Annotated in this window: 17 protein-coding genes; 9 read left to right on the forward strand and 8 right to left on the reverse strand. The window is 62.2% G+C overall.

Annotation, left to right across the window (positions count from 1 at the left end; genetic code table 11):
- Nucleotides 1–4: 4 nt before the first annotated feature.
- The 6 genes from ACT2FV_RS16080 to ACT2FV_RS16105 are packed head-to-tail and all read left to right on the forward strand — an operon-like array spanning nt 5 to nt 7,109.
- A complete protein-coding gene (locus ACT2FV_RS16080; RefSeq protein WP_444504340.1) occupies nt 5–1,336 on the forward strand; it encodes a hypothetical protein in 1,332 nt (443 codons plus the stop codon).
- Nucleotides 1,329–1,907, forward strand: a complete 579-nt coding sequence (locus ACT2FV_RS16085; RefSeq protein WP_444504341.1) for a hypothetical protein — start codon at nt 1,329–1,331, stop codon at nt 1,905–1,907. The genes ACT2FV_RS16080 and ACT2FV_RS16085 overlap by 8 nt, the downstream gene beginning before the upstream one ends.
- Complete coding sequence (locus tag ACT2FV_RS16090; protein WP_444504342.1) at nt 1,904–4,153, forward strand: ATPase, T2SS/T4P/T4SS family; 2,250 nt, start codon at nt 1,904–1,906, stop codon at nt 4,151–4,153. Before ACT2FV_RS16085 ends, ACT2FV_RS16090 begins: the two co-directional genes overlap by 4 nt.
- Nucleotides 4,150–5,283 (forward strand): hypothetical protein, encoded by a 1,134-nt coding sequence (locus ACT2FV_RS16095; protein WP_012367219.1) that lies wholly within the window; start codon nt 4,150–4,152, stop codon nt 5,281–5,283. Before ACT2FV_RS16090 ends, ACT2FV_RS16095 begins: the two co-directional genes overlap by 4 nt.
- Nucleotides 5,284–5,291: 8 nt before the next feature.
- Nucleotides 5,292–5,885, forward strand: a complete 594-nt coding sequence (locus ACT2FV_RS16100; protein ID WP_444504343.1) for a type 4 pilus major pilin — start codon at nt 5,292–5,294, stop codon at nt 5,883–5,885.
- Between the two features lie 9 nt (nt 5,886–5,894).
- Nucleotides 5,895–7,109: a hypothetical protein gene (locus tag ACT2FV_RS16105; RefSeq protein WP_444504344.1), complete on the forward strand. Its 1,215-nt coding sequence runs from the start codon at nt 5,895–5,897 to the stop codon at nt 7,107–7,109.
- A 663-nt stretch (nt 7,110–7,772) separates the two neighbouring features.
- Here the strand turns inward: ACT2FV_RS16105 and ACT2FV_RS16110 are convergent.
- The 8 genes from ACT2FV_RS16110 to ACT2FV_RS16145 all read right to left on the reverse strand — a co-directional run bounded on the left by ACT2FV_RS16110 (nt 7,773) and on the right by ACT2FV_RS16145 (nt 14,027).
- A complete protein-coding gene (locus tag ACT2FV_RS16110; RefSeq protein ID WP_444504345.1) occupies nt 7,773–8,798 on the reverse strand; it encodes a CAP domain-containing protein in 1,026 nt (341 codons plus the stop codon).
- A gap of 239 nt (nt 8,799–9,037) precedes the next feature.
- Nucleotides 9,038–9,439 carry a hypothetical protein gene (locus tag ACT2FV_RS16115; protein WP_444504346.1) on the reverse strand — a complete coding sequence of 134 codons (402 nt, stop codon included), beginning with the start codon at nt 9,437–9,439 and terminating at the stop codon, nt 9,038–9,040.
- A 172-nt stretch (nt 9,440–9,611) separates the two neighbouring features.
- On the reverse strand, nt 9,612–9,977 hold the full coding sequence (locus tag ACT2FV_RS16120; RefSeq protein WP_444504347.1) for a hypothetical protein: 366 nt from the start codon (nt 9,975–9,977) through the stop codon (nt 9,612–9,614).
- 12 nt (nt 9,978–9,989) lie between these two features.
- Nucleotides 9,990–10,169 carry a hypothetical protein gene (locus ACT2FV_RS16125; RefSeq protein WP_444504348.1) on the reverse strand — a complete coding sequence of 60 codons (180 nt, stop codon included), beginning with the start codon at nt 10,167–10,169 and terminating at the stop codon, nt 9,990–9,992.
- On the reverse strand, nt 10,156–11,358 hold the full coding sequence (locus ACT2FV_RS16130; RefSeq protein WP_444504349.1) for a FlhC family transcriptional regulator: 1,203 nt from the start codon (nt 11,356–11,358) through the stop codon (nt 10,156–10,158). Before ACT2FV_RS16130 ends, ACT2FV_RS16125 begins: the two co-directional genes overlap by 14 nt.
- 51 nt (nt 11,359–11,409) lie before the next feature.
- On the reverse strand, nt 11,410–12,660 hold the full coding sequence (locus tag ACT2FV_RS16135; protein WP_444504350.1) for a hypothetical protein: 1,251 nt from the start codon (nt 12,658–12,660) through the stop codon (nt 11,410–11,412).
- A gap of 4 nt (nt 12,661–12,664) precedes the next feature.
- Complete coding sequence (locus tag ACT2FV_RS16140) at nt 12,665–13,102, reverse strand: hypothetical protein (RefSeq protein WP_444504351.1); 438 nt, start codon at nt 13,100–13,102, stop codon at nt 12,665–12,667.
- Nucleotides 13,103–13,331: 229 nt separating this feature from the next.
- Nucleotides 13,332–14,027 (reverse strand): nuclease-related domain-containing protein, encoded by a 696-nt coding sequence (locus ACT2FV_RS16145; protein WP_444504352.1) that lies wholly within the window; start codon nt 14,025–14,027, stop codon nt 13,332–13,334.
- 427 nt (nt 14,028–14,454) lie between these two features.
- Here ACT2FV_RS16145 and ACT2FV_RS16150 point away from each other — a divergent pair, with 427 nt between their 5' ends.
- From ACT2FV_RS16150 to ACT2FV_RS16160, 3 genes are all read left to right on the forward strand, one after another.
- Complete coding sequence (locus ACT2FV_RS16150; RefSeq protein ID WP_325090402.1) at nt 14,455–14,781, forward strand: hypothetical protein; 327 nt, start codon at nt 14,455–14,457, stop codon at nt 14,779–14,781.
- Between the two features lie 119 nt (nt 14,782–14,900).
- Nucleotides 14,901–15,350 carry a hypothetical protein gene (locus ACT2FV_RS16155; RefSeq protein ID WP_226118002.1) on the forward strand — a complete coding sequence of 150 codons (450 nt, stop codon included), beginning with the start codon at nt 14,901–14,903 and terminating at the stop codon, nt 15,348–15,350.
- Nucleotides 15,338–16,129, forward strand: a complete 792-nt coding sequence (locus ACT2FV_RS16160; protein WP_444504353.1) for a hypothetical protein — start codon at nt 15,338–15,340, stop codon at nt 16,127–16,129. The genes ACT2FV_RS16155 and ACT2FV_RS16160 overlap by 13 nt, the downstream gene beginning before the upstream one ends.
- Nucleotides 16,130–16,140: the final 11 nt, after the last annotated feature.

Genomic DNA, 16,140 nt, shown 5'->3' on the forward strand with positions numbered 1-16,140 from the left:
CGCGATGATGCACATCACCGAACCCCTGCCGACCGACAAGCGCGCGCGGCTCGTCTTCGGCCTCGATTGGCGGGCCTATCCGATCAAAGGTGGCCGGGCCGAGCGCCGCCGCTACGCAGACGCATTCGGCGCGACGCATTTCGTCGAGTACAAGGTCGGCGAGGAGCTGATTGGCGGCTTCGCGATGCCCGAATCGGCCGACGTCAAGGGCGCGCGACTGTATTCAGGCGCGGCACGCGTCGCACTGCATGACCGGATCAAGAACCGGCCCGCGGCATTGGTGCTGTTGCAGGATGGTCTTCGCGTGCACGCCGTGTTCGTGGTGCGCGGCGCGGTGCGCAGCGACGAGGTGTTGTCCCCTGAAACGGCCCAGGCGCGCCGTCTCGAGATCGAGCAGGAATGTCTCAAAGGCAACCTGGCGCTCGATACCCTCGGCGCCGGAGAGCGGATCGGCGACATCGACGAGCCGTTTCAGGCGAGCGAGCTACTCGGGAACCGCAAGGCCGGCCGCATCACGAAGGTACCGGTCTCCATCCCGGCTGCGATTCCGCTGCTGTTCATCGCGGGCGCGACCATCGTTGGGGGGGCGAAGCTGATGGACGCGCTGTCGCCGCCGCCACCGCCGCCGCACGTCCCGACGTATGCGGAACGCTACGCGGCTGCCGTGCGCAGCACGTTCTCCCGCGCGCTCCCGCGTGCGTCCGCACTGGGGCCAGCACTGCTCGCGGCCGTTGGCACCAATGAATCGGTGCGCAAGGGCTGGGTTTTCAAGGAAGCGAACTGCCCGACGGCCGGCTATTGCACGATGACCTTCCGGCGGCAAGGCGGCACGTTTGCCGATTTTGAAAGCGCGGCGACCGCGGCAATGCGCCCAGTGACATTCTCGCGCGACGGACTCACGTCGAACGCACGCGGGCCGGCGGTTCCGAAGGTCGACGTGCTGTCGGCGAAGGAATCGTCCCAATGGCCGTCGGAACAGACATTCATCGAGGCGGTGCAAACGCCGCCGCAGCGCATGTCATCCCAGCCTTTCGAAATCCGCGCCTACGGCTACACCGTCACGCTGGGAGAAACGCGCCCGCTCATCCCGGCTCCCGTAGCGGGGGAAGGGGGTGGCCACATCGCCCGGATCATCAAGCAGGGCGACTGGACGATCGAGGGCTTTCGGTGGCAAGCACCGTTGCTCGCGAAGCTGCCGCCCAACATGACGCTCGAATCACTCAAGGTCGAACTGCGCCTCAACCAGGGTGCAGGGGCAACGACGAGCAGCGACACGGGCGATGCGCCTTATGGCGTCCATTTCACCGCGAAGGGGAAATATTTTGTTCTTGATTAAGCACGCATTCGTCGCGGCGGGCGCCGGGCTGGCCCTGACCGCTTATGCGGAACCGGCAACGCCTCGACTGTCGATCGACGACATCGATCAGGTAGCGCGGGCCAGTATTGTGCGCCAGCTGTCGGGTGGCGCGACCGGCTCCTCGACGCTGTCGCCGAACGTCGGCGGGATGACGACGCCCCAACCCGGCATCGTGGCGAGCGCCGCTGCTGTGTCAGGACCAGCGAGGCCAGCGACGAAACCGGCCACCCGGACGCATGCGCGAGCCGAACCGGTCTCGTTTCTCGGTGCATCGCGCGACGAATCGGGCTCGTACGTCTTATATCTGTTTCAGGATGCAATCTACCCCGCGCGCGTCGGCGCGACGCTGCTCAACGGCTGGAACATGAAAGCGGTTGACGGCTACGCCGTCACGGTCGCCGAAGGCAAGCACACCTGGAAAGAGCCGATCCGTGCCGCTGTCCCGGTACCGTCCGCGTCGACGAACTCGGTCCGGTCGTTGATCGATCTTGCTTCGCCTTTGCCGTCCGGCGGCCCGATCCCCGGCACGCCGATCGGGGGTGCGCAATGAGCATGTTCTCGGAAATCGACTCGCCGGAACCGGCCAAGCGGGGCCTGTTCGGTCGGCTCAAGGCGTTGAAGCCTAGCTTCGTGGAGAACTCGGCCGCCGCGATGCCGATCGTGGGCAAGGTCCCCGTGGATGCCGACGAACCTCCGCGTTCGTTCGAACCGAGGGAACCCCGGTTCAAGTCGACCAGCAAGCCAGTCAATCCCCGTCAGGCGGCTGAAGGTCAGCCGATGACGATGGGCATGCGTCTGCGGATGGCGCAAGCGGAAATCGAGGATGTCACTGCCGTTGAAGACGCGCCGATTGCGCCGGTTCGTGATGACGGGCAGCCGAATTGCGCCCCAGAGGTCACAGGCACCGACGCTGCTGAAGGCGCGTCATCGATCAATGTCAGCCCGCCGGAGTCGCAGCCAGCCGCCCCGCACGAAGCCGATCGGGTGGACTCGACCCACCATATACCCGAGGTTTCGCCCGACGCTGCTGTTCGCACGGATGAAGGGCGGGTGGGACGTCAAACGTCCGCCGCCGATGAGCCGCCGACGATTCGCCGCGTCGGCGTCGATCTGGTCGACTGCCCCGCGATGGAACTTGGGAGTGGCCTGCCGCGGTTGATTTCCGCCGAGGCGCTCACGTTCAAGCGGATTCTCTGCCAGCGCGATCCGAACGCAGCGCTCCGGATCACCGATGCGGCGCGCCGCGAATTCATCGCCGTCGAATTGCAGGCAGGAATCTCGATTGTCGTGACGACGCAGCGCTTTCATGAAAGCCAGCTGTATGCGACTTACCTGAAGGATCTCGCGCGCGCGGATATCGCCGTCCACGAAGAAATGGTCGCGGACGAGGACGTCATCGCGGCCCTCTACGACAAGGAGCGGCAGCGCGCGGCCAACGTGGTTCCTGAGTCATCCCGCGCGATCGGCACGTTCCGCGATGTGCTGGAGGCCGCGCACGCCTATGAGGCGAGCGACGTGCACTGGGAGTACCGGGACTACGCCGACGACGTGGAGCTGCGCCTGCGCGTCGACGGCGATCTCTACTCGTACCGCAAGATGCCAAAGGCACTGGTGCGCCGCGCGCTGTCTGCCGCATATCAGGACCTGGTCCAGCGCAATACCAATTCGGGCGAGACGTTCCAGCCGACCGCGCCGCAGTCCGCGATGATTCCGCTCGTGGCACACATGGATATCGTGAACATTCGCTGGCAGAGCGCGCCGCTCGTCGGCGGGTTCGATGTCGCGCTGCGCCTGCTCGACGGCAATTTCAAGAACTATAAGGTTCTGCTCCCGGAGGACATGGGACTGGAGCCGAGCCAGCTGGCGATCATCGAGATGCTCGGCAAGGTCAGCGGTGGAGCGACGTTCCTGACCGGGGAAACGGGTTCCGGCAAGACGACGCTGCTGCGTGCGCTGTCGTATCTGTTGCCCAATCGGGATCTGAAAAAGCAGTTCGCCGTCAACGAGCCGTCTGAAGTGCCGGCACCGTGGCTGTCCGATATCTCCCTCCAGCGGCGTCCGGGCGAGACGGACGCAGACGCGAACCGCAAGATCGTGGAAGTGATTCGCACGCTGATGCGCATGGATCCCGACGATCTGACGATCGGCGAGGTGCGCGACGCGGTGCTCGCCGGCCTCGTTGCCGAGCTCGCCCTGACGGGCCACCCGGTGCGCGCGACGCTGCACGGGGACAACATCATCGGCGCTGTCATGCGGTTGGTGGGCGGGCGCCTGAACCTGCCGATGGATGAGGTGGCGTCCGGGAAGTTTCTCAATGCCGTCGGTAATCAGAAGCTGATTCCGAAGTTGTGCCCGCACTGCAAGCGGCCGGCGCGCGACGTGCTGTCGCCACGGCAGCTCGCGACGCTCGAGACAAACTTCGGGCTCGACACGTCCAACATGGCCTGCCGCGACGAAGAGGGGTGCCAGCATTGCCGCCGACCGGGGTTGCTCACGCGCGCGGGCAAGGTGGCGGCCGGGATCAAGGGGCAGACGCTTGCGATGGAGTTGTATCAGCCGACGCCCGAGTTCCTCGATCGCGTGGTCGAGCGGGATTGGCGCGGGGCGGAGCGAGTGTTCCGGACGAGCCGGAAGACCGAGTTCGGCGACGCGGACATGACCGGCAAGACGGTCTACGAGCATGCGCTGTACAAGGCCGCACGCGGCCTCATCGATCCACGCTTCATCGACGAATCGATGTGCGCGTTCGAGACATACCGCGTGTTCGCGGATGAAGACGGGGTACTGCCGTCGTGATCAAGTCGATCATCTATTCGATGTTCATGGCACTGCCCGTCAGTGAACGCATGAAGCTCGCGACATGGCGCTTCAAGAAGATGCGCGAGATGTTCTATCGGGAAACGCGGCTGGACGTCGCAAAGAAAGGGCTGCGCAACAGCGAGACCTTGCTGGAGCGCCTGATGACGCTCGAACAGCGCCACCGCGCCCGAAAGAACTGGGTGTGGCCGGTGTTCCAGAAGATCGCGCAGCGCATGCGGGCGGGCGACGATTTCGCGACCGCGATCAAGTCGTTTATTCCGAACGACGAATATGTGTTGCTGGACCTGGCCGGCCAATCGCCGCGCGACGACGCGGCGGTACGGGGGCTCGAATTGGCCGAGATGGCAGCGCACGCGAAAGGTGTGCTGGCGGCTACCACGTCGTTGCAGATGGCGTATCCCGCCTTTCTGCTCGTCTATCTGTACGCGTTCTGCGTGTTGTTCGGCTCCGAAATTCTGCCGGAAGCGCGCGACGTGAAGCCGCTGGACCAATGGTCTGAGGCGGGGCAGATCATCTACGCGGTTGACACGTTCTGCGCGCAGTACTGGTGGTTCACGGGTGCCATCGTGGCCGGGCTTGTGGTCGCTTATTTCCACACGCTCAAGCGTTGGGTTGGTCATGTCCGCAACCGGATCGATGCGATGCCCTTGATGTGGCGCAATCGGCGCGACCTGCGTGCAGCGCTGTTGATCGTGTCGTTGGCGGGCCTGTTCGATTCGAACCTCACGCTACGCGCCGCGCTGGACAGGCTGACGAAGTCGGCCGACCCGTGGCTGCGGTGGCATCTGCGCCGCATGAGCGCCCGGCTCACCGCGAATCCCGATCAGCCCATGCGTGCGCTGGATACCGGGATCTTCTCGGAAGCGACGATCGACATCATGACCGACGCGGCTGGGCGCGACCAGTTCGTCGAGTCGATCAAGGATCTCGGCCAGAACTCGCTCAACCGGGTGGTCGAGACCGTGCGCCGCAACGCGAAGATCACCCACTACGTGCTGCTTGGCTTTGCCGCGCTCGCGTTTCTCACCCTCGGCCTCGGCTCGTATGTCGCGACCGGCGCGGTGAGCTTCGACAGTGCTCCATCAACTGCTGCGAAATCTTTCTGAGGAAGATCATGAACAACAACATGCCGATTAAACGAACGAATCCCTATTCCCGAATCGTCCGCCGCCGCAAGGAGAAGGGCGAGCTGTCGATGATCGAAGCCGCTGCAGTGATGGCCGGCGCAGCACTGCTTGCCTTGATCGTCTATCAGGGGCGAGGCTATGTGATGGATCGCATCCACGCGCATCAGTTCAAGAGCGAGGCTCAACTGTTCCGCAGCGGCATTCAGGACGCAACCTCGGGCGATATCGATTTTTCGGGGGAGTCGCTGACGACGCTCGCGCAAAATCACGCGTTCGATTCAGCAGGGTCGCGGATCAATGTCGCATCCGGAACCTTGACGGGCATCTTCGGTGGTTCGGTGAGCGCGGCACCCGGCACAGTCGCGTCGGCCAACGACGCAATGGTACTGACGTACCCGGTGCCGGCGACCGTGTGTACGCTCGCGGCGGGAGCAATCGCGGGGGCGTACACGATGGTCAAGGTCAACAACACGACGGTCTCAGGCCCATCGACCACGTTCAACGGGACGACGGTGGGGCAGGCATGTGCATCCGCTGGCGCGACGGCGAGCATCGCGATGTACGCGACCCACGACAATTAAGGACCGGCCATGTTCAGCATCATCGAGATGGCGATCGTTCTCGTTGCGATGGCGCTGCTGACCATTCAGGGCATCAAGGACGACGTGGCGAAGCGCCGAACGGCGATGCTGACGGCCGAAGGCCAGAATGAGGCGGTCATTAACGCTGCGCTTGGAAACTGGGTGACGGACAACTACGGTGCGCTCGTTGCCCAGCTGGTCGCGCCGGGGCCGACGGTCGTGACGCCGCCGACTTTGGCGCAACTGCAGTCGGGCGGCTATCTGAAGGTCAACTACGCGGCGGGCCCGATCTGGGGCGGCACCTACATGATCCAGATGAGCGTCGGGCCGGCCGGCTGCTCGACGGGCGGATCGTCGTGTCAGGTTTCCTATCTGTTTTACCCCTCCAAGCCGGTGACGAAGAATGGGCTGCCCGATGTCGCGGGCGCAGGTGTCGTCGCGCAGGCAGCCGGCAACGGGTTCGGTTTTTCGAAGACCCAGAACGCGTCGACGGTCTATGGGTTGAATGGCGCGTGGAATGCGTCAAATCCCTTGGCCGGGGCGCCGGCTGCTGTCGTGATGGCCACGAATGGGCCGACGACGAACGGCAACTCGGTGTACATCCGTCGCGATGGCTCGTTGACCTGGACCGGGGATCAGAACGCCAACGGCGTGAGCATCAACAACCTGAAAAATGTCACGGCGACGGGCAATGTGCAGGGTAAGCAACTGCTTTCAAACAATAACGGAAGTGTCTCAACGTTCGTCAATGACGGATTGGGCAACACGAACGTCTACCAGAACGGCATGTTGCAGGTCCTCAAGAGTGGTACGGCAACCTTCGCGCCGCTGCATTCGGGCGACGTGATTGCCGAGGGGACGGTACGGCCGGCGGCGATTGCCACACCAAGAACCGGCTGTCCGGTCAATGGCGCGGCCGCCCAGAACAGCGACGGTCGGGGGCAATGGCTGTCATGTCAGGACAACGTGTGGTTGCCGATCGGTGGCACCGCGCTCCGCTACAACTACTACCTCGTCCAGAACGGTTGGGGTGTGCCAGCGCCGCCCTGTTCGGCAGGCGGTACGCCGCAAATTGTTGCGAACCTGCAGAACGTCTATGTCGACACAACGGCGACCGTGAACGTCACGACGTCGGGTTCGGGTCCGTGGACAGTCTGGATTACGGACGGGAATGGTAGTGGGATTGGCGGTTCAGCCGTTGTTGAGACCTATTGCGCGTATTAACAGGAGTGAAGGAATGCAGTTCTTGCTGCGGGTGATGCTCGCGTTCGGGTGTTGGCTGGCAATGGTGGCGCACGCTGAGGCCGCACCGGTGCGCTGCTCTTACGGTTATCAGGACTCGACGTGCACGACCCCGATCCGAAATGGACCGATTCCGCAACCGCAGTGTTCGACGGGGGCGGGGTGGACGACCACGGCTGCTGCTGTTTGGCAGGGTTCGCATTGGAGCGCACCACAATGCAACTATCAGGCTCCGTCGACATGCCCAGCAGGGCAGGTTATGACAAGCCCTCCCGTGTGGAACGGGTCTAGTTGGAGTCAGCCGGGGTGTCAGTTGCCCGCACCCCAACTTCCGCCTCAGACGAATTGGGCGCAGATTTGCAATGCCGCAGTTGCCGCCACCCAAAAGTTTTACGTGACGTTCTTGAATAGCGACTTCGCCCCTTACCAGTTCGGTACCGGAGTTTCGACGATGGTGGGTGGCCGTTGGGGTACTGGCCCCAGCTACGTCGACGGGGATTACTCGGGGAACGATTACGAGGTCAATTGCGCGGTGAGGATAGACAACGGCACAATCTATCAACTCCAGTTCTGGCCGGTGTCCGGTTATCAGGGAGGATAAAGAAAAAGCGCCCTTGGGCGCTTTTTCATTGTGGACTGCCCGATTCAACCCGCGATGTTGCCTGTCGTGAAGCTGAAGTTGCGTGAGAACGCGGAGCCGTTCACCGTTCCAGTGATCGATACGCTGTATGTTGTATTCGGCAACAAGGCTGACGCCGGATAAGCAACGGCTTCGTATGCTTGGACGATCTTGTTCGGATCGTTCGTGGAATTCAGCAACTGAAGGCTCAGAACATTGCCCGACGTATCGGTCATCGTGCCAGACTGCAGCATGATCGTGTCCGTGGAATTGCCCATCACCACAACGGGGGTACCCCAGCCAGAGCCGCTGACATTCGGCGGCGTCGGGCTTTCGCCCGTCGACTTATAGGGAACGCCAGTGACACCTTGGCACGGGAAGGTGACGGGGGAGTTACCTAACGTCTGCGTCTGCGTGTTGATGAGACTCAGGCTTTGCCATGCAGACGTCCAGGTGATTCCACTAGACGTGGCTTGAGTTTCGTACTCGCCAATGCCCACCGTATCGACGGGGAAAAGCACCACCCCGGAGTGATAGACGCCCGCGATCAGCGAATAGACGAATTCTTGTCCGGATGCAGTCGCTGAGAAACTGGCGGTTTGCGACGTGTTTCCTCCGCTGGCGCCCGACCCATTTGCCGTGCTCGGGAAACCAGCAGTGACGGCGCGAGCGACATATGTTGCTCCCGTGAACCCGGTGTTTCCAGAAACCTCGGTGTCCGTAATCGTGTTATTCGCGCCCAAATACTTCGCATGGGCCTGGGCCGCTTGGTCAAGAACGGTGTTCTCTTGAAGAGCCGGGAAGCCGCATTGCGTGCGGTATTGGTTCAGCAAATTGAACGCGGCGAGCTGAGCACTGCCTTGTGCATACTGCGGCGAAGGGAGCGTCCCCGTAACGGCGACCGGCGTCGATCCGCCGCCCGATGAACCGGAACCGCTGCCGGTCGATCCCGTGGAGCTGCTGCCGCCGTCACCGCCACCGCCGCAGGCTGCGAGCGCCAGAACCGCCGCGATCGAAAGGGTCGACAGGCCGATCATCGTGATTTTCTTCATTGTTGTTTCCTCGTTTTGTTGTCCGGTACGCACGGCGCATACCCTCGATTTCATGTTACCGAGCCCCGAGCGAAGTCAAGTCTGCGCCGGCGACCGTCGGTGTTTGGTGCGGCCGGGCCGAGCCAATAGAACGCCAGTTCCTGATATCGGACGTTTCCGTCTAGACTTGAATCGAGAGTGCGGTTGAGTCGAAGGCTGGCACCGCGGAGGCCACTTACCCGCTCGGCGGAAGGTTGTAGTCACATCTTTGTGAGTTCGATCGGTCCACCGGGAAGCAACATCATGTATCCGGTCGACGTCTTGAAGTCGCCGACGGATAGACCGGGCTGAACTTTCGCGACGATTGCGAGCCCTGCCGCGTATCCGACGAACGAGCCTTGGGGCTTCACACCCATAATCTTCTCGAATTCCTCGGGTGTGATGGGCCGCGCGATTTCGGTCGCGGTGTGCCACCGCCCGCCCTCGTAGTTATCAAAGACGTACCCCTTGTCGGTCTTTTCCACCTTGACTGCAGGATCAATCTTTCCATGTTCAGCGACGCCGTATTCGCCTTCAAGCGAATCGACGGATGACTGTTTGCAGCCGGACAGTGCAGCAAGCAGGCAGACTGCCAATGCCAAGTGCCTGAGCTTTCGATTCAATTTTTTGGTCTCCAAGGTTTCAGTAGAACTGCGTCCGCAATGGTATCGGCAGACGCTCCGACACATATATGTTTTCCGGCTGCGGATCGCCTCGACCTGCATGGGGCCTGGCCGGGACCTATGCGACGCCCAGTGAAAAGCCCGCCACGCGGGCGGGCGTCAGCCGGATCGGTTACCTTCGTTTGCGGTGTCGCCAGTGGAAGATCCGCAGACCGACAAAGGTCGCGCCGAGTAGTACGCCGCTGGCGCGCGGCGCCTGTCCCGCCATCATCGGAACGAATTGGGCGGCCATGTACACGCAGAAAAACGCGACGAACACTTTACCGACCACGGGTTTGGCCAATAGCGCGAGCAGACGCGGGGGCTGGCGGTGGACCCATTCGCCATATTCCTCGTTGGTTCGCTCGAGATCGAACCCGTCGGCGCCTGCGCCGCACTGCGTGCGATAGAACTGCTCGTAGCGCTCGAAGCGCCCGTCACCTCGCCCGGAAAGCCACGCGGCGTTGCTTTCGGCCACTAGATAAGCGTAATCGTCCATCGCAGAGTCCCTTCAGTGTGCACGGTCCGCCACCCACGGCACCGCGCCGACCGCATCCCTGATTAGCTCGCCGGTTGCCTCGGACCAGTACTGCTCCGTTTCGGGATTCAACCAACCGAACTGGGCACGGCCGTCCGCACTGAACACGACGAGGCCTGCAGGCAGCGTCGGTTCGTGTTCATGACTTTCCATGACCGGCCCGTGTACGTGCGTGACGCTTCCTCTCGCCAAGTTGCCGGTTGCAGGCCGGGCAGTCGAAGCTCTGGTGCATCTCGATCTTGGCGTCGTTGTTGCTGACCACATAATGGGTTCGGCACGAGCGGCACGGGGCAATCGTGAGGCGCGAATCGGCCGCCATCGAACGGGTCAGGTTGCAGCCGCGATCTGCAGAAATATCCGGCTTGCCGCCGAACAGTTGCTGGTAGATGTCGTTTGTCGCGATCAGCGCCTCCGGCGCGTTCCCACCCGCGGCGAGCCCCGCGCGGTACAGCCACGTGTAGAAAGTGGCATGCAGCCGGTTGTGCGGCGTCTCGACGAACCACGTCAGCGACGTCGGCACGTTCCCGCAAGGGGAGCTAACGCCGTGCATCTCGACGTAGCGCTGGCGCATCGCGTTCTGGTTCAGGCGAAACAGGGCCGCGGCCGTCGACGCCCGGCACCGGTAGGCCATCATCGCGTATGCATAGGTTTCGTTGCGTTCACGCGGCAGGCGCAGCTCGCTCCATCCCGCCTTGCTGGGCAGTTCCCCGACGCGAATCGGCGAGGTTTCCATGATCAGGTGCGCGACCATTTCGTCGGTCAACGTGCTTGCCGTGAACTGATACCAGAAGGTCGGCGCATTGAAACGCCAGCGGAAGAGCGGCAAACCACGCATACGCCCCAGTGCAAGGCGCAGCTTGTACGTCGGCACCGACACGAGGTAGGCGGCCAGCTCGGTCGTAATGCCGAGCAGGGGCGCCGCGAGTACGCTCATGTGGATCACGCTCGTGACGAGGTCCAGGAACATGCGGTTGTGCTGTTGCACCGAGTACGTCGACAGCGCATCCAGCTCCGGCAGTTTGCGGCGCAGCTCGTCAACCGCGACGGTCGTCGCGGTCTCGTCGATGAAGCAGCGCCAGTCCTCCACCGTTTGCAGCGTCGGTGCCACCATCAGGAACGGCGTGTGGAGCAAGTTCCGCAGCGACGACTCATTGTGCTTGAAGTGCTCGATTTCCTTGCGCTCGACCGCGAGGATCTCGTTAAACCGACCATCTTTCTGGAGCAGCCACTTCATGTGGTCGACCAGATCGAAATTCGTGACCTGGATCCGTTCCGTCAGCCATTGAGGCACGTAAAGGCGTTCGACGGACCGGTAGGTCTCCCGGACATTCTTTTTTTCCATTTGTATTTCTCTCGTTTCCCTGCCAATTCGGGAGCGGCCGCTCCCGAACCATCATGCCGCGCGTGTCGCAGCCATCACTTCCCCATGAAACTTGCCGATCAGGTCGCCGAGCGCCGCAAACAGCGGCTGGAAGCGCGCGGGACGGCCGTCCGCGGTCGCCAGCAACTGCGCGCTGTGATAGTCCTGGGCGAATGCGCCGAATTTCTCGATCAGCGCCCGGATCTTCTTTTCTAGTGCTTCACCAGCCTCGAGCGCCGCCTTTTGCTGCTGAAGTTCGGCTTCGAGCGCCTCTTTTTCTGCCTGAATGGATTCGAGACTGGCGCGCGCCTCCTTCACTTCAGCCAGCTTGGTCGCGAGCGCATCTTCGAGATTCGTGAATTCATCAGGAACCGTGGGGACCGGGACCTGTTCCTTCAGCGGGTTGGCCTTCAGGTGGGCAAGGTCATGTGTGATCTGCTTGACTTCGTGCTCTCGCTTCGCCAGTTCGTGTTGCAGCGTGCTGACCTGCTTGCTGACGTTCGCCAACTCGACGGAGGTGGCCTGCGAGCTCTCTCGCTCGCGAGCCTGCTCTTGCCGCGTTCGATCGAGTTCCGCCGCAAGGCGATCGATTTCCGCCTGGGCGTCATCAAGCCGGCCGACGGTGTTCGCGAGGTCGGTCGTGACCATCTCAACCTGGTTGGCTTTTTCGGCGAGCTTGTCCTGATAGTTCGCGATCAGCTGCTCGACTTGCCGCTTGCTCAGGTTCGGGTTCTCGCTTTTGGCGTCGATGACCATGTCGACCACTTCGTTGCCAATGTCGTTACCGACCAGCAGCGCCATGTCGCTGTGCGAGAGGATCTCGACGGCGCGCATGTTGTTCGCGAACTTCTCGTAACAGCGGATGTACAGCCGAACTGACGACTTCGACTTGCGAAACACTTTCGTCAGGTAGTCGTAGACGAGTTCCTTCGCGCGGTTCCGCACGGCGACAGTGTCACCTTTGTGCGTCACCTCATGCCCCACAACGCCCGTGAGAATGTGCACGAAGTTGCCGCCGATTCGCATGTGCTCAAGCAGGATCTTGCGTGTCGAGTGCGCGACTTCCTCGCTTTCCTCGATGATCGTGCGGATCAGCGAGTCGGGCAGGCCGGCGAACATTTCGCGTGCGGCAGTGCCGAGCTCGAGCTGGGTCGGAATGTGGGCGAAGTTCGCTGTCAGATCGGCACTCGATTCGACGTCGTCGGCAGGCGTGCGACCACCATCAGGAACGGTCGGGTTGAAATCGTCGTCAGACTGGATGGGTTTGGGCAGATTCTTGGACACGTGTTCACCCCAATGCGATGTTGCTCGCCAGCTTCTGGTAGCAGCGGATATAGAGCCGAACGGTAGCGTTCGGCTTGTCGAATTCCCGCGTCAGAAAGTCGTAGGCGACCTTCCGCGCGCTTTCGCGCGTCGCTGGGGTATTGCCATGCTGCGCCACGTAACCACTGACGATGGCATCACGGATGGCGGAGAAGTGGTAGCCGATGCGCAGGTACTCCTGCAGCTTGCTACCCAGAATCGACGCCACGTCCTCGCTATGGCGGATTACGCCGCTGAGGATGTCGTTGGAGAGACTCGCCAAAGACGGGCCGGCGGCCCCTTGCTGTTCGCGTTGTACAGTCGCATCACGACCCGATCGGGGGTCGAGGGGATTGCGCGTGTCGTCTCGGGTCGATGCAGATGCCGCGTCGAGGCGGGGTTTCTTGGACGGATGGTTGGACACGGTTCCTCTCCGAAATGTCCGGTTGGAGCCATTGCCGGCGCAGTCGGATTCCTCAGCTGCGCGTCAATGGCGACAAGTAGTTTGGGCGGGTGGCGAACCCAGCATACGCCGCGTTTTCACGAAGTCCTGGCGAAAAGCTGCACGAAACCACCCCGCTTTCAAACGGACTCGAATTGTTACGTATTATGAATTTGTCGGCAGAATTGACCGAAACATTAGGAGCACTTCCTCAGATAGGTAAAGATTGCTGAATTTTGCGGCGATGGATTTCGAGAGCCGCCCCCGTTGGATCGTCAACGCTGAGTCGGCGAATGGCGTCATGGGCACGCTGGACCTTGATCGAAGGCCGGCCGGAGAGTGCGTGTCGATTCTTCTTTTCGCGCAGCCAGTGCCCCAGATCCGCAGCGCGAATGAGATCGATGGGCAGCGCCGGCGACAACGTGCAGACGTCGCTGGAAAACACGCCGACACCGTGAACGTCCCACATGGCGGGCAGCATGCTGCGCAGGAATGCAATCTTTGACCGGTTCTGGTTCAGCGGCGAGCGCCGCTCCTCGAGCCTGCCGCCGGGCAGATGGCACAACAACGTGGTCGCGTCGCTGCCTGGTGCGACGCGAGCGGCCCAGTGTTTAGTTTCGACTACGAAAATCCCGAATGGCGCGATGACGAGATGGTCGACCTCGGCGGTCGGAAAGTCCGTACCGGGCGCGTGATTCAGCAGCAGCGCCGTCGGGTGAACGTAGTAATCGTAGCCGCAGAGCCACGAGAGCACGCGTTCGAGTTCCGCGCGCACGCGTGCTTCGCCGGCGTCGCCCGATGCGTGGCTGCGCGTCACGGGCGGCTTGCTCGGTCGAGTGGGGTGCCGCTTGCGAAACGCGATGTAGAGCGACCCGCCGATGAACGCGAAGATCAGAATGGAAGACATGATGAGCGCCTTGAAGTGAAGTGACGCTTTCAGTCTGCCGCGCGATTTGCGAAGTCAAGTCCTCGGAACCGGCAAAAGCTATACGTTTTTCTGGAGCTTTCCGGGTTAAGCCCCTCAACCGGTTGAACTGGCCGCCGGCCGCCAAAGCTGTACGCGATTGCCGAGCATTCGGGCGACCCGCCTCGAGCGAACCCGATACGCTAGGCCTATTACGCGTTTCCCCGACGCATCGACCTCCTGGACCTATCGGTCTTGCCTCTTGCGGCCAGCCCGCATCTTTTCCTGATCGACGCCGAGCATTTTCGTGCGCGGGCCTGACGGCCGCGCACGAAAGCGCTTCGCGCCGATTTCCTTGCTCCTCTCGAGCATCGAAACCGCCGGACGTTGTCCGGACAACCTTCTGTAAATAACCTTTCTGGAGAGAGAGATGTTGACGCTACTGTTCAAGGGCGCGTTCAAATCGCCGTTCAAGCTGCTGGCGCTTTGCCTGGTCGTGTATGTCGCGACCACGTCGTTCTTCGTCGCCGGCATTGTGATGCTGGCGGTCGCCCACTGGGCGAAGACGGAATTCGACAAACGTCGCCGGGCGGCGCAAACGCCCGAAGCTGCCGAACGTCCGGCTGCTTCGGACGCTGCTCAACAGTTGCATCGCGCCGCAAAAGCACCTGCGGCGAACGACGCAACCGAATCGACACCGAAGCGGCAGTATGCGAAATCGGCTGTCGTCATTCCGATCAAGACGGGCACCAAGTAAGGCGCCTGCCGTTCCGTTGACCGTGCGAAGCCATTCGCGCGGTCAACGCCTCACCCCCGCCGGGAACCCCGTTCCCGGTTTCCGGAGATGAGGTTGCCCGGCACGACCGGAGCATTCTCATGGAACCGCATGTGGCTGCCTGGCAGCTCGACATGTTCGGCGACGCGTCGCCGATCGTTATCCCCCCACCGAAACCCGATCCGCTTCCCGATCCATCCCAGTGGGCACCGCACGTTCGCGAGCAGCTGGCCGAAGCTGTGTTTTTCCTCGCGGTCGACAGCCGCCACGGTGACAGCGTGCCGGAAGCACTGATGGATTGTGCGGAGATCCTCCGGGATCGACTGTGCAATCGTCCCGTCGACAAGGCCGACTACTACGCGACGCTTGGATGGATCATGGAACTCTGGTCCGGCGCGATCCCGTATCCGCTCGTCTGTTCGCTCGGCCGGATTCGGTCGCGCTCGATGCAGGACGTGATCCGAGATAACCCGTTGCTCAACTTCGATTACATGCGGCTTAGCCGCTGGTGTAGCGGGCAACTGTCCCTGGAGGCGCAATGGCAAGCGTAGCGATGTTCATCACGCGCGTGCTCGCAAATGCGTTCCCAGGCGAAGGGCGCAAGGCGACCACGCCGTCGTCTCCGGGTGCGTGCACACCGGATCGCGAGCGGGTGGTCGGAAAGGGCGCGTCGAACGAGACCCACGTCACGATCGACGGCATTCCCCACCTGTTCGTTGACGAGGGCGACTGTATCGTCGAATTCGAACCGGCTTTCGATGATCACACCGGCGACACGATGTTCGGTCTCAAGATCCTGCCGGACCTTGAGCCCTACTGGGCGATGCGGGCTGAGCACCGGTCTGCGCTGAAGGATGCGATCGCAACCGCCATTCGGCGTGCGGCCGGTGTCCAGATGCCAACCGGCTCCAATGTGTCGTCGGCCGAGGCTGCGCCGATGGAGGTGGCGCCGGCCGATGAGCTCGAGCGCCCGCGCGACTCGTCCCGACGTCCGGCGCGACCGCGCCGCGACGAATCCGCCAAGTCTGCGGCCGTGGTCGGTCGCATCACCTGGTGGGGCGAGGACGAATTCCCCGACCGTCGTTCGAACGGCTCACGCTTCTACAAGTCCTTCGCGATCCGTCTCGATACGTCGTATGGCGAACGCACGCTGCAAGGCGAAGGCTTGAAAGAGGCGATCTCGGAATGTGGTTGTCGGCTTGGCGACACCGTGAGCGTCAAACGTCTCAGGAAGATCAAGGTGCCGGCCGTGCGGTCGGATGGTTCACCCAAGATCGTGAATGGCCAGCAAGTCATGTGGGACAAGTGGCTCTGGTCGATTACTCAATAAAGGAGTTGTAC

It is taken from the genome of Burkholderia sp. PR2, from assembly GCF_052372875.1.
Taxonomy (GTDB): domain Bacteria; phylum Pseudomonadota; class Gammaproteobacteria; order Burkholderiales; family Burkholderiaceae; genus Burkholderia; species Burkholderia diffusa.

Bases quoted from the DNA above. Each gene is read 5' to 3' on its own strand.
- ACT2FV_RS16160 (WP_444504353.1), top strand. From the start codon at position 15,338: ATGGCAAGCGTAGCGATGTTCATCACGCGCGTGCTCGCAAATGCGTTC.
- ACT2FV_RS16100 (WP_444504343.1), top strand. From the start codon at position 5,292: ATGAACAACAACATGCCGATTAAACGAACGAATCCCTATTCCCGAATC.
- ACT2FV_RS16125 (WP_444504348.1), bottom strand. From the start codon at position 10,169: ATGGAAAGTCATGAACACGAACCGACGCTGCCTGCAGGCCTCGTCGTG.
- ACT2FV_RS16105 (WP_444504344.1), top strand. From the start codon at position 5,895: ATGTTCAGCATCATCGAGATGGCGATCGTTCTCGTTGCGATGGCGCTG.
- ACT2FV_RS16080 (WP_444504340.1), top strand. From the start codon at position 5: ATGATGCACATCACCGAACCCCTGCCGACCGACAAGCGCGCGCGGCTC.
- ACT2FV_RS16150 (WP_325090402.1), top strand. From the start codon at position 14,455: ATGTTGACGCTACTGTTCAAGGGCGCGTTCAAATCGCCGTTCAAGCTG.
- ACT2FV_RS16145 (WP_444504352.1), bottom strand. From the start codon at position 14,027: ATGTCTTCCATTCTGATCTTCGCGTTCATCGGCGGGTCGCTCTACATC.
- ACT2FV_RS16090 (WP_444504342.1), top strand. From the start codon at position 1,904: ATGAGCATGTTCTCGGAAATCGACTCGCCGGAACCGGCCAAGCGGGGC.
- ACT2FV_RS16130 (WP_444504349.1), bottom strand. From the start codon at position 11,358: ATGGAAAAAAAGAATGTCCGGGAGACCTACCGGTCCGTCGAACGCCTT.
- ACT2FV_RS16110 (WP_444504345.1), bottom strand. From the start codon at position 8,798: ATGAAGAAAATCACGATGATCGGCCTGTCGACCCTTTCGATCGCGGCG.
- ACT2FV_RS16155 (WP_226118002.1), top strand. From the start codon at position 14,901: ATGGAACCGCATGTGGCTGCCTGGCAGCTCGACATGTTCGGCGACGCG.
- ACT2FV_RS16120 (WP_444504347.1), bottom strand. From the start codon at position 9,977: ATGGACGATTACGCTTATCTAGTGGCCGAAAGCAACGCCGCGTGGCTT.